At 74.0% G+C, this 11,891-nt stretch carries 11 protein-coding genes; 6 read left to right on the forward strand and 5 right to left on the reverse strand.

Annotated features, from left to right (window positions below):
- The first annotated feature begins 98 nt into the window (after positions 1 to 98).
- Positions 99 to 1,148, forward strand: coding sequence for an FAD-dependent oxidoreductase (locus tag BU204_RS07620; protein WP_075124868.1), 1,050 nt, complete (start codon positions 99 to 101; stop codon positions 1,146 to 1,148).
- Positions 1,149 to 1,156: 8 nt separating this feature from the next.
- Here the strand turns inward: BU204_RS07620 and BU204_RS07625 are convergent, their stop codons facing one another.
- The 4 genes from BU204_RS07625 to BU204_RS07640 are packed head-to-tail and all read right to left on the reverse strand — an operon-like array spanning position 1,157 to position 7,817.
- Complete coding sequence (locus BU204_RS07625; protein ID WP_075124869.1) at positions 1,157 to 2,185, reverse strand: hypothetical protein; 1,029 nt, start codon at positions 2,183 to 2,185, stop codon at positions 1,157 to 1,159.
- The gene (locus BU204_RS39905; protein WP_075124870.1) at positions 2,182 to 5,295 is read right to left on the reverse strand and encodes a zinc ribbon domain-containing protein; all 3,114 of its coding nucleotides are present in this window, start codon (positions 5,293 to 5,295) and stop codon (positions 2,182 to 2,184) included. The genes BU204_RS07625 and BU204_RS39905 overlap by 4 nt, the downstream gene beginning before the upstream one ends.
- Entirely contained in the window at positions 5,292 to 6,749 is a 1,458-nt protein-coding gene (locus BU204_RS07635) for a CHAT domain-containing protein (RefSeq protein WP_075124871.1), read from the reverse strand. Before BU204_RS07635 ends, BU204_RS39905 begins: the two co-directional genes overlap by 4 nt.
- A gap of 12 nt (positions 6,750 to 6,761) precedes the next feature.
- Positions 6,762 to 7,817, reverse strand: coding sequence for a hypothetical protein (locus BU204_RS07640; RefSeq protein WP_075124872.1), 1,056 nt, complete (start codon positions 7,815 to 7,817; stop codon positions 6,762 to 6,764).
- A gap of 86 nt (positions 7,818 to 7,903) precedes the next feature.
- On the opposite strand from BU204_RS07640, the gene BU204_RS07645 reads away from it, so the two are divergent.
- From BU204_RS07645 to BU204_RS07655, 3 genes are all read left to right on the forward strand, one after another.
- Positions 7,904 to 8,776, forward strand: a complete 873-nt coding sequence (locus tag BU204_RS07645) for a hypothetical protein (RefSeq protein ID WP_075124873.1) — start codon at positions 7,904 to 7,906, stop codon at positions 8,774 to 8,776.
- A 37-nt stretch (positions 8,777 to 8,813) separates the two neighbouring features.
- Positions 8,814 to 9,224, forward strand: a complete 411-nt coding sequence (locus BU204_RS07650) for a hypothetical protein (RefSeq protein WP_075124874.1) — start codon at positions 8,814 to 8,816, stop codon at positions 9,222 to 9,224.
- Positions 9,225 to 9,304: 80 nt separating this feature from the next.
- Positions 9,305 to 9,538 (forward strand): hypothetical protein, encoded by a 234-nt coding sequence (locus BU204_RS07655; protein ID WP_075124875.1) that lies wholly within the window; start codon positions 9,305 to 9,307, stop codon positions 9,536 to 9,538.
- A gap of 25 nt (positions 9,539 to 9,563) precedes the next feature.
- On the opposite strand, the gene BU204_RS07660 is transcribed toward BU204_RS07655, so the two are convergent.
- On the reverse strand, positions 9,564 to 10,223 hold the full coding sequence (locus BU204_RS07660; protein WP_075124876.1) for a TetR/AcrR family transcriptional regulator: 660 nt from the start codon (positions 10,221 to 10,223) through the stop codon (positions 9,564 to 9,566).
- Positions 10,224 to 10,308: 85 nt separating this feature from the next.
- Here BU204_RS07660 and BU204_RS07665 point away from each other — a divergent pair, with 85 nt between their 5' ends.
- Together BU204_RS07665 and BU204_RS07670 are read left to right on the forward strand one after the other, a co-directional pair.
- Positions 10,309 to 11,205: an SMP-30/gluconolactonase/LRE family protein gene (locus tag BU204_RS07665; protein WP_075124877.1), complete on the forward strand. Its 897-nt coding sequence runs from the start codon at positions 10,309 to 10,311 to the stop codon at positions 11,203 to 11,205.
- A 23-nt stretch (positions 11,206 to 11,228) separates the two neighbouring features.
- Positions 11,229 to 11,891 (forward strand): LLM class flavin-dependent oxidoreductase (locus tag BU204_RS07670; RefSeq protein WP_075124878.1); only part of this gene is annotated, 663 nt, incomplete at its 3' end.

Here is an 11,891-nt window from a genome sequence, read left to right on the forward strand (position 1 = left end):
CGGGACCCGCACGCACCCGTCGGCACCAGCCGGCGGGTGCGTGTGTGATCTCGGCCCGGGCCGGGATCACGGCGGCGGCTCGCGGTGTTGTGCCGGACATGGAGCACACCGACGTCGTCGTGGTCGGCGCCGGTCAGGCCGGGCTGTCCAGCGCGTACTTCCTGCGCCGGTCCGGCTTCGACTTCGTCGTCGTCGACGCGAACCCGGCGCCGGGCGGGGCCTGGCAGCACCGCTGGCCGACGCTGCGGATGGAGACCGTGCACGGGATCTTCGACCTGCCGGGGATGCGGTTCCCGCCCCCGGCGCCGGAGGAACGGGCGGCCGAGGCGCTGCCGGCCTACTTCGCGGCCTTCGAACGCGAGTACGAGCTGGACGTGCGGCGCCCGGTGTCGGTCGAGACCGTCGAGGACGGCCCGGGCGGGCGGCTGACCGTGCGGGCCGGCGACCTCGCCTGGACGACCCGGGCCCTGATCAACGCCACGGGGACGTGGACCAAGCCGTTCTGGCCGCACTACCCTGGCCGCTCGGAGTTCCGGGGCCGGCAGCTGCACACCGCCGACTACCGCGGCCCGGCGGAGTTCGCCGGCCGCCGGGTGGTGGTGGTCGGCGGCGGCACCTCGGCGGTCCAGCTGCTCATGGAGATCGCCGAGGTGGCCGCGGCGACTACCTGGGTCACCCGGCGCGAGCCGGTGTTCCGGGAGGGCCCGTTCACGCAGGACTACGGGCGGCAGATCGTGGCGCGCGTGGACGAGCGGGTGCGGGCGGGCCTGCCCCCGGAGCCGGTGGTGCGGGTGACCGAGCTGGCCCTGACGCCGGCGTTGGCGGCGGCCCGAGCGGCCGGCGTGCTGGACCGGCTGCCGATGTTCGAGCGGCTCACCGCCGGGGGCGTCGCGTGGGCGGACGGCGAGCGGCGGGCAGCGGACGTGATCCTCTGGTGCACTGGCTGGCGGGCGGCCCTGGACCACCTGACCCCGCTGGGCCTGCGCGGACCGGGCGGCGGGATCACCATGGACGGCACCCGCGTCGTCGCCGACCCGCGCGTGCACCTGGTGGGCTACGGCCCGTCGGCGAGCACCGTCGGCGCCAACCGCGCCGGCCGTACCGCCGTGCGCGAGCTGCGCGAGCTCCTCGGCGTCGCCGCGGCCTGAGTCACCTCTCAGCTGCGGACCAGGCCTTCCAGCACGGTCGGCAGGCACACCAGGTGCGAGCTCTCGCGGTACGCGGCGCGAAGGCGCTCGGTCAGCCACGGCGAGGGGAGACCTGCGGCCAGCCTGACCGTGGTGGGCAGCACCGGGCGCAGCCGGTCCAGCAGCGACGCCACGTCCCGCTCGTCGAAGGCGCGCCAGGCGACGGTGGGCGCGAACGACTCCCACCAGTAGGCCACGAGCTCGGTGGCCGTCCAGTGGGTGTGGCCGGCCAGCTCGGCCCGCCGCCTCGCCGGAGCGAGCGCGAGCCGGGAGTCCGGTCCCACCGGCTCGGCCTCGAGCCCGGCCTCGCGCAGCCGTTCCGTGGTGGCCTCGACCAGGACCGTGTCCGCCGACATCCCTTCGACCGGGCACAGCACCACGTCGTTGACCACCGGTTGCACCAGCGTTCCGGTGAGCTCGGGCGCCGCCTCCAGCCGCAGGCGGGGCGGTGTCACCCCGAGCTGGCGGCCCAGCCGCCACCGGACCGTGCGGAACGCGTCCTCGTGCGGCACCAGCGTCAGCGCGCGCAGGTAGTCCGGCGCCAACCGCAGCCGCACGTCGACCGGCCGCACCACGGCCACGACCGCCTCCGGCGGCCCTTCCGGCGCCGGGTCCGGCACCCGGATCCACAGGTCGAGCAGGTGCCGGCTGACCTCGTCGAGCGGTTCGGCGAGCAGCCGGGGAACGTCGGCGGCGGCGAGCTGCCGGGCGATCCCGGCGATCAGCTCGGCGCCGAGGGCGGGGCGGACGCCGAGCACCGACAGCGCCGCGAGGTCGTTGTCGTGGAAGGAGCCCAGCTGCTCCTCGGCGCGGAACAGCGCGACGGCCGGACCACCGAGCGGTGCCGACCCCACCGTGACCGTGACCGGCCGCGGCACGCCCAGCCCGTCGAGCAGCGCGGTCAACGCGGCCTCCGCGTGCCGGGCGAGGGCCTCGCCGCCGCGGTTGGGCAGCAGGTCCTCGCGGACCGCGAGCCGGACCGGGACCCCCGGGCTCACGGCGCGGGCTCCGGTACGGCCGGTTCGAGCAGGTGGGTGCAGCGCTCCACGATCTCCTCCACCTCGGCGCCCGGCGGGCTCGCCGCGAACGCCTCCAGGACGACCCGGCCGCGCAGCGGCAGCCCGCGGGCCAGCAGCGCCCGGCACACCTCGGCCAGCACGAGCAGGGTCGCGTCGCCGTCGACCGGAGCGGTGAGCTCGGGCCACTCCGCGACCCAGGACGCACGCAACAGGTCCGCCGAGTCGAGGACCACCAGCGCCGGCAGGTTCTCGCCGAGAACGGCGCGGAAACCGGCGGCCACCTCGCCCTCCACGTCCGAAGTGGACGGATCGACGTGGCGTACCCCGCACACCTCGCCCCACAGGTCGATCTCGTACTCGTGCGCCGACAGCGACGGGTCCTCGGAGACGGTCACCAGCGGAACGAGCACCCCGTGGGCCGCCTGGACCTCGTCGCAGACAGCCAGCAGCGACGAGGTGACGAGCGGGCTCCCCGGCAGACCGGTGACCGGCACCAGCCCGCTGCCCAGCCGGACCTCGCAGGGGGCGTAGTCCGGCGCCGGATCGTCGTCGGCGCAGCCGAGGAACCGGTCCGCGTGGCCGGCGAGGAGCCCGGCGAGCGCGTGCACCCGGTCGTCGGCCACCCCGTCGAGGATGTCCACGATCCGCCAGTACACCTCGGCGTCGGGCAGGAGGGTCGCCCAGAAGTCGGCGAGCTCCGCGTCCGGGGACTCGAGGCCGGCGCCGGCCTCGAGCACCTCGGTCAGCCGGTCCCGGCCGGCGTCCGGCTCCCCAGCCCAGAACCGCGCGAGCGCCTCCCGCGCCTGGAGGTTCAGCTCGACGCCGTCCAGCCTCGGGTCGGCGAGCCCGGTCAGCGGTTCCCGGAGCTGGTCGATCCGCTCCAGTACGACGGCCGGCTCCCCCCTGCCGAAGGCGTGGTCGATGTGGGCGAACGCCACCTGGCACAGCCCGAGAACGGCCTCGGGGAACGCCTCGCGCTCGGCGAGCAGGCCGGTGTAGGTGCTGATGGCGTGGGTGAGGTGCGCTGTCGAGGACAGGCGAGCGAGCGTCGCCCGCGCGGTGAGCGCCGCCGGGTCCTCGCCCCTGGCCGCGACCTCGACCATCTCCGCCCTGGCCCCGTCGACGTCGAGCGGCCGCCCGGTCAGCGCGACGGCCCGCCGCTCGAACACCTCCACCAGCCGACCGGCCGCGTCGGCAGCCGGCCCGTCACCCATGCGAGCCGCGAGGGCCCGCAGGTCGGTCGCGCCGTCGCGGGCGTCCCGGATCGCGCCGATGATCTCGGCCCCCTCGCGCAGCAGCTCCTCGCCCTCCTCGAGCCGGCCCTGGGCCAGCCGGGCGAGGCCGGCGAGGACGAGGTAGTCGTGCCGGCGGTGGCTGGACGTATCGACCCACGGCAGCGCGGCCAGCATCTCCGCCGCCGCGGCCTCGTGCTCACCCAGCCCGTAGGCGGCGTAGGCGCGGAACCAGGTCCACGCGGTGTCCTCGGTGCTCACCGCGCGCAGCCGGGCGAACCGCTCCGCCGCGACGGCGTCGTGTCCGAAGACGCGCGGCACCCAGCCGTGCGCCCACAGCTGCCAGGGGTCGTCCGGGTCGGGCTCCAGCAGGTCCAGCTCCGCCGTCGCCTCTGTCTCCCGCCCAGCGCGAGCCAGCGCGAGGGCGAGGGCCCACCGCCCCCGCACGTCCTCCGGCCCAGCCCGCTCCGCGGCCGCCGCCAGCGGTTCCAGTGCCGAGTCCGGCATGACGTAGTCGAGCAGGCTCGCGTACTCGTCCTCGGCGTCGGCGAAGCCCTCGGGCGCGGTGGCCTGGGCGGTCAGCACCGAGACCATGGCCACCGCGTAGTTCTCCAGCTGTCGGTGAGTCCTGGCGAGCAGCAGCAGCGCCGGCAGGTTCCGCTCGTCCAGGACCAGCGCGCGCTCGGCCCAGAGGCAGGCCCGCCACAGCTCGTCGCGGGGGCGACCGGGGCTGTTCCAGGCCAGGGTCTCGCAGGCGAAACCCGGTACGAGGTACGCCCACGCCGACGGGCCGTCCGGCAGCTCGAGCTCGGTACCCGCCCACCACCGGTCCACGATCCGCTGGTAGCTCTCGAGGACCGCGGGACCGCTGGCCCGGTAGGTCGCGACGCGGATCGAGTCGGCCCAGGCCCAGTGCAGCTCCGCGACATCGCCCCAGCTGCGTGCCGCGCGGCCGAACAACGCGATGGCCCGTTCGTGCTCGCCCCGGGTGGCGAACAACCGGGCCGCCTCGTACCGCCGCAGGTCGGCCTCCCGCGGGTCGGCGGTGAGGTCGGCCTCGACCACCAGCGCCTCGGCCGCGCCGAACGGCCCCGCCTCGGGCAGCGCCCCCTCCCGGGAGCGGCGGACCGCACGCAGCGCACCCTCGACGTCGCCGGTGAGCTGGAGTGCCATGGCGACCAGCAGCGCCCACTCCGCCTCCCGCAGCGGGGGCATCGACCGGGCGCCGAGCGAGTCCGCCGGGGTGCCGGCGCGCAACGCGTCGGCGAGCGCGGCGGACGCCTCCTCCGCGTCGCCGGCCAGCACGGCGAGCCTGGTGCGGAACAGGTCGAGCGCGGCGATGTCGAGGTCGGCACCGGACCCGTCACCGGTGTGGGGCACGGCGGCACGCATCCCGGGCAGCCAGGTCGAGCGGATCCACGGCCCGAGCACCCGCGCCTCCTCGGCGGACAGCAGCTCCTCCGCGGCCGGCAGGACGTCGGGCGCCAGCGACGGGTCGAGCAGCACGGCCTCCAGGTAGGCCTGCAGCGCGACCCCGGGCTCGGTCCGCCCGGTCAGGGCCCAGGCGAGCAGCACCCGGATCTCGGCGTCCGAGGGCTCGCTGCCCGGCTCGTCCCGCGCCCGCTCCAACGCGCTCCTGGCCTCCTCCCACCGGTCCTGGCCGAGCAGGACCGCGCCGAGGTGGAACCAGGCGGCACGCGGGTCGGCCCGGTGGCTCGCGAGCAACCGGGACACCACGTCGGGTGCGCGGGAGGGAGCCGGTCCGCCGCCGACCGGGGTCCCGCAGCGTTCGCAGAACCGCTGGCCGTCGCTCAGGGGCACGCCGCAGGTGGCGCACGACTCCGCGGCCGGCCTCACAGCGGGGCGTCCTTCCCGGGGCGCACGGGCGGTCTGCTGGTGGTGACCGCCGGCCGGCGCTCGGCCCGCTCGCCCGGTCGGTGCACCGGGTGCCCGCACTGCCCGCAGAAGTTCGCCGCGGCCGGGACCGGGTTGGCGCACTCCCGGCACTGGACCGGCGCACCGCAGGCCGTGCAGTAGAAGCCGGTCGTCACGGCCTGGCAGGACGGGCACTCGACCGACCCGCCGGGCACCGCGCGGCGCGTCTCGGGCCGGGAGAGCGCCGCGGCGTGGACGCGCTCGCCGTCCGGGCGGCGCAGCAGCGGGCCGTCGCTGTCCCGCTGCAGGTACAGCACCGGTGTGCCGAAGGCCCGGTCGTCCCAGTGCACCCGGCCGCCCGTGCGCTGCCCCAGCGCCCGCCGTCCGGCGGTCACCGCGTCGCCGATCGACCGCCCCTCCCTGATCCTGCGGTAGAAGTGGTCGGCGAACTGCTGGGCGTCCTGGTCGACGATCGCGTACTGCATCGCGACGACGGCGGCGACGCGTCCGCGCACCAACCGTTGGGCGGTGGAGAACATCCCCTGCCTGGCCCCGGCGTCGCCCTTGCACGCCTGCAGGAAGACCAGCTCGGGCGGGTCGTCGCCGAACATCGCGATGAGGTCGTCCGCCGACACCGTCCGGCTGCGGCGGACCGGGCCGGGATCCTCGTCACCGGCCCGGACCGCGGCCCGCCGCAGCGACTCGTCGCGGTCGATCTCCGCCTGGGGACGTCGCACGATCACACCGTCCTCCTCGCCGTGCGCGATGACGTGCAGCACCTGCGGGCGCACCCGGGCATACCGCTCGCGCAGCTCCTCGTAGGTCGGGTTGTCCGCGCTCTCCACGACGACCGTGCCGGCGGTCGCGAGGTCGCCCAGCGCGTCGAGCACGACCTTTCCGGAGGAGATCGTGGCGTGGTCCTCGGGGTGGCAGTAGGCGGCGAGGATGGCGAGCCGGTCACCGGGCACCCCGGCGGCGGGAACGTGCTCGGGCACGTGCCGGGTGAGCACGAGCCGGCTCCAGCCGGCGAGGAACAGACCACCGCCGGTGTCGTCCGGTTTGAACAGGAACTCCCACGGCAGGCGGCAGACCCGCTCGGCGCTCTGGTGGAACACCAGGTCGATGCGCATCCGGTTGGCCCGGTCCTCGCGCAGCGGGCCGAAGGCGTCGAAGGAGGCCTCGAAGCCGCGGCGCACGGAGTCCCTGCCGTCACGCGGGGTGCGGTCGAACGCGAGCTCGTAGAGATGCCGGCCGAGCAGCTCGATCTCGGTGCGGGTGCAGTCGCCGCCCTCGGCGAGGTACGCGCACAGCCACTCGGTGGTGCGCCAGAGCAGACCCGTGCGGTCGATCCGCCCGACGGCCTCCCGCCGGGTCCAGTCCCGGTAGCGCACCTCGTCGTCGCTGAGGAACTCCAGCCGGCAGGACATCTCACGCATCGTCAGGTCATCTCACAGGTCGAGGATCTCGACGGTGTGCCGACGCAGCGCGCCGAACTCCCCGTTCTCGTCGGCCGGACCGAGCTCGGCCAGCTCCAGTGCCCGGTCGTGCAGGTGGCGCAGGTCCACGACCAGCTCCTCGCGCAGCCGCCGGGCCTGGTCGCGGGTGAGGTCGGGGCTGAGCTCGAGCATCTCGGCGAGCACGGCCATGTGCGCCTTGGCGCCGCGCCAGGCGTCCTCGCTTGGCACGCCCGCCTCGCGCACGACCCGGGCCCAGAGCGGCCGGAACCAGGGCAGCTGCTCGACGTCGTTGCGCTCGACGTCCTGGGCGACGCTGTAGAGGACGTAGTCCGCGTCGTCCACCGGGCGGGCGTCGTCCTCGGTGCGCCCGCGCAGCAGCCGGTTGTCGCGCACCCACAACGTCTCCGGGTCGAGCTCGCCCTCCAGCGCGAGGACGTGGTGGCCGGCGGTGAAGCCGTCCACCGGGTCGAGCTCGATCCGGTGGCCCAGCAGCGGCACCGACTCCTCCAGCCCCAGGACGTGGTCCAACCCGTCCAGCACCAGGCTCGCGACCTTCAGGTGCGTGCCGATCGACGCGGTGACGTCGGCGAGCCGGGAGCAGGAGTCGACCATCGACAGGAGGCGGCGGACGGCGTGGTCGGCGCGGAGCCGGTAGAGCACCAGCGTCACCTCGAGGACGCCGCCCTGGTAGGGGTGCGGGCCCGCGACCGTGATGTCGCCGAACCGGAACCCGCCCGGCACGTCGGACACGTGCTCGTGGAGCAGCGCGGGTCCGATGGTGAACGGCACGGTCCTCGGCTCGCCGTCGTAGCGGAACCCCGTGGTGGTCACGACGAGCGGGTCGTAGGTGGCGAACCAGCGGCGCCGGTGGGACAGGCGCATCTCGTGGACACGGACCTTGAAGTAGTGCGCCCGCGAGGCGAAGGCCTGTTCGGAGGGGCGCGGGTGCACCCGTGCCGGGTCCAGTGCCAGGTAGGTACTTCCCCGCGGCGAGCCGTTCCGCAGCCAGGACAGCAGGGTCCCGCACCGCTGTTCCAGTGCGCCCATCGACCCGTTCCCCTCGACCTGGTTGTGGGTTACGACCTTAGGCGGTTGGTGAGCCCCGGCGCGACGGGGTTGGTTACCGTCCCGCGGTGGACTTCTTCGCTGAGGTGGTGCGGACGGGAACGGTGCTCGGGCTGGACGAGGGACTGGACCCGGACGTCATCCGGCGGGCCGCCGGACCACCGCTGGTGGCCGAGCCCTGGGGCGACGACCTGATCTGGGACTACGGGTCGGTGCGCTTCCACTGGGTCGTGCGCGAGGCTCCCCTGCCGGTGCAGGGGTTCTGGTTCGCCGTGCCGGTGGCCGAGCTCGCACCCGGTCTGCCGTTCGAGGACCTGCGGGCCGCGACCGGAATGCGGTTCGCCGAGTCCCGAGATGGTTACCTGGCGCCCGAGTCGGAGATGGCCGTCGACGTCGACCCGTCCACCGGCGCGGTGACCTCGATCCGCTCGGCGTTCCAGCGACAGTGGCACCTGATCCTCCGCTATGCCGACGTGGAGACGCCGACGCCGGACCTGCGGGAAAGTTGGTTCGCGGCCAACGAGCCGGCCGGCGCGGAGCGCGCCGAGTGGTGGCTCCACGTCTGCTACATGATCAGCGCCCAGACCTGGTCGATCGACGACCTCGAGGAGCGGATGCGGTGGTTGTCCTATGCCCGGTGGGCCTGGGACCTGGCGGTGGCCCGAGGCCACGTGTCCCCTGCCACCGCGGTCATGAACGTCGCCGAGGACTACGCCGAGGCGGAGAACCGCGACCTGTCACTGGGGCCGTCCTCCCATGACGCGCTGGTCGCCGAATGCCTGTCACATGTGACCGGGTCGATGTCCAGGGCGGACAAGAACCTCATCGACATGGCGGCACTGCACCGCCACGGCATCTCCGACCCGGCAGTCCAAGCGGAGTTCGACAAGTGGTACGCGGTGCGCACCGACGTGCCCCGCGTACGGCTGCCCGCCCAGTAGACTCCTGGCCGGGCCGGCACGAAGGGCGGAGAGTCGTTTGGCGGACTGGGGCGATCTGGTCGCGTACATCAGGTACAGCTACGACGTGATCCTGTACCAGCCGGACGAGGTCCGCATCCGCGTGTCGTTCGCCAAGGACGAGGAGGACGTCCTGGGGCGGCAGCAGATCATGGTGGTGGCGCACGAGGTCCTCGACCAGAAGGAGGACTGGGTCCAGATCGCGACCCCGTTCGCCCGGGTCGACCAGGTCGACCTGCGTGAGGTGCTCACCGAGGCCGGCAACACGATCGTCGTCGGCGGCATCGTCCTGATGGGCGACCACCTCGTGCTGCGCCACTCCCTCCCGCTGATCAACCTCGACATCAACGAGTTCACCGACCCCCTGGACCTCGTCGCCTCCGGAGCCGAACAACTGGAACGCCGCTTCACCGGCCGCGACGACTACTGACCTGTCTCCTCGGCTGTCACCCGAGACCGGTCAGGAATGAAGAAGCACCGCCGCCGAGCACGCCCCTACCGTCACCGGCCATGAGCCTCAACTGGAACAAGACCGTCCGACAGACCCACCGCTGGCTGGCCGTCCTCTTCACGGTGACCGTCGTCGTCACCGCCGTCGCCCTCGCGCAGGAGAACGCCGCGGCCTGGGTGTCCTACCTGCCGCTGCTCCCGCTCACCCTGCTTTTCCTCAGCGGGGTGAACCTGTACGTGCTCCCCTACGCCGCCAGGCGGCGCGGAGTCCGACGCCCCGCGGACCAGAGGTAACCCGCCGGCCGCATGCTCGTCGCGGTCACCGCGCCGCGCCGAGCATGCGGAGGGCGAGGTCGGCGTAGAAGTCGCCCAGCTCGTCCGGGTCGTCGGTGCCGTCCAGTCGGTACCAGCGGACCAGGTCGATGCCCAGCGACAGCAGGGCACGCACCGCTCGGTTGACGTCGGCGACATCGAATGCGCCCACCCGCGCCCCCTGGCCGACCGCCGAGCGCAGCAGGGCACTGAACCGCTGCCGCAGCTCCAGCACCACCGCGTGGTGCTCGGGCTCGAGGGCGGCCAGCTCGTACTGGCAGACCCGCGCCACCGTGTGGTACCGCGCGTGCCAGGCGACGTGGCCTGCCACCAGCCTGCGCACGTAGTCGACCGGGTCGCCCTCGTCGGGTTGGGCGAGCAGGGCGTCGAGGGCGCGCTCGTGGCCGGTGCGCACGATCTCGAACAGGACGTCCTCCTTCGAGGAGAAGTGCACGTACAGCGCGCCGGGGCTCAGGGCGACAGCGGCGGTGATGTCCCGCGTCGTCGTCGCGTGGAAACCCTTGCTGCTGAAGCACTGCACCGCCGAGACGAGCAGAGCGCGCACGGCCTCCGAGGTGCCGTCGCGCCACAGGTCGGCCGCGCCGTCGTCGGCGGGCACGGCCACCGCCTTGCTCGGGCCACCACTCCGGCTCCGCCTGGCCACCATCGCTCCCCACCTCACTCTTGACACCGGTCCCCCGGCGGATAACTATGCGCTTAGTTATACCCGCGGCTGTGGCGAGGTGAGAACAATGGCGTTCGTCCGGGACCTGACGGTCGTGCTGGAGGGCTTCTCGTTCCTGGAGTGCCCGAGGTGGCACCAGGGGCGGCTGTGGCTGTCGGACTTCTACACCAACCAGGTCCTCGCGACCGACGGCCGCGGCAGCACCGAGGTGGTGGCGGAGGTGCCCGGCCAGCCGTCCGGACTCGGCTTCCTGCCCGACGGACGTGCGCTGATCGTCTCGATGCGGGACCGCCGGATCCTGGTCCGGGACGACACCGGGCGGTTGAGCGAGTACGCGGACCTCTCCGACGCCGTCCCCGCGGCGCTCAACGACATGGTCGTGGACGAGCGGGGACGGGCCTACGTCGGCAACTTCGGCTTCGACCTGATGGGCGGCGCTCCCCTGCGCGACACCACGCTCACCCGGGTCGACCCCGACGGCAGCGTGCACCAGGCCGCCGACGGCCTCGGCTTCCCCAACGGGGCCGTGATCCTGCCCGGCGGCGTTCTGGTCGTCGCGGAGACCTTCGCCGCCCGGCTCTCCGCCTTCGACGTCCAGGACGACGGCACCCTGACCAACCAGCGGGTGTGGGCCCGGTTCGGCGAACCACCGGACACCGACGACGTCGAGCCGGCGCTGGGGCAGCTCGAGGTCGCCCCGGACGGAATCTGCGCCGACGCCGAGGGCGCCATCTGGGTGGCCGACGCACTGCACGCCCGGCTTCTCCGGGTCCGCGAAGGCGGCGAGATCCTCGAGGAGGTCGCCGCCCCGATGGGCGTCTACGCCTGCATGCTCGGCGGGGAGGACGGTCGCACCCTGTTCGCCTGCTCGGCGCCGTCCTTCGCCGAGCACGAGCGCCGCGCCGCCCGCGAGGCCGCGCTGCTTGCGACCCAGGTCGAGGTCCCGCACGCCGGCCTGCCCTGAGCACCACCCAGTTGGAGGATCTGATGGACATCGCCTGCGCCTTCCCCACCGCCCTCGACTCCCCCGACAACATCGCGCTGGCCGAGAGCCTCGGCTACACCCGCGCGTGGGTCTACGACACCCCGCAGCAGAGCCCCGACGTGTGGATGACCCTCGCCCTGGCCGCCCAGCGCACCGACCGCATCGGGCTCGGCCCCGGCGTCCTCGTCCCCAGCCTGCGGCACCCGATGGTCAACGCCGCCGCGACCGCCACGCTCGCCGCCCTCGCGCCCGGCCGCGTCGCGGTCGCGTTCGGCACCGGCTTCACCGGCCGCCGCGCGATGGGGTACCCGGCGATCAGCTGGTCGTTCATGGACGCCTACATCACGGCGTACCGCGGGCTGCTCCGCGGCGAGACCGTCGAGTGGGAGGGCAGGCGAATGCGCATGCTGCACCCCGACGGCCACGCCCCCGCACGTCCGGTGGAGGTCCCCATCCTCGTCGGTGCGCTGGGCCCCAAGGGCAACGAGATCGCCAGGAAACACGGTGACGGGCTGTACGTGACGTTGCAGCTGCCCGAGTTCATGAGCGAGTACTCGTGGGTGCCGTACCTGGCCTGGGGCACCGTGCTCGACGAGGGCGAGGCGGTGGACTCCGACCACGCCCGGCTCGCCGGCGGTCCTGGTTGGGCGCTGGCGTACCACGGG

This window comes from Actinophytocola xanthii (assembly GCF_001921205.1).
Lineage (GTDB): Bacteria > Actinomycetota > Actinomycetes > Mycobacteriales > Pseudonocardiaceae > Actinophytocola > Actinophytocola xanthii.

Excerpts from the sequence above, each read along its gene's own strand:
- BU204_RS07665 (WP_075124877.1), top strand. The coding sequence starts at position 10,309 with ATGGCGTTCGTCCGGGACCTGACGGTCGTGCTGGAGGGCTTCTCGTTC.
- BU204_RS07635 (WP_075124871.1), bottom strand. The coding sequence starts at position 6,749 with ATGCGTGAGATGTCCTGCCGGCTGGAGTTCCTCAGCGACGACGAGGTG.
- BU204_RS07640 (WP_075124872.1), bottom strand. The coding sequence starts at position 7,817 with ATGGGCGCACTGGAACAGCGGTGCGGGACCCTGCTGTCCTGGCTGCGG.
- BU204_RS07620 (WP_075124868.1), top strand. The coding sequence starts at position 99 with ATGGAGCACACCGACGTCGTCGTGGTCGGCGCCGGTCAGGCCGGGCTG.
- BU204_RS07660 (WP_075124876.1), bottom strand. The coding sequence starts at position 10,223 with ATGGTGGCCAGGCGGAGCCGGAGTGGTGGCCCGAGCAAGGCGGTGGCC.
- BU204_RS07655 (WP_075124875.1), top strand. The coding sequence starts at position 9,305 with ATGAGCCTCAACTGGAACAAGACCGTCCGACAGACCCACCGCTGGCTG.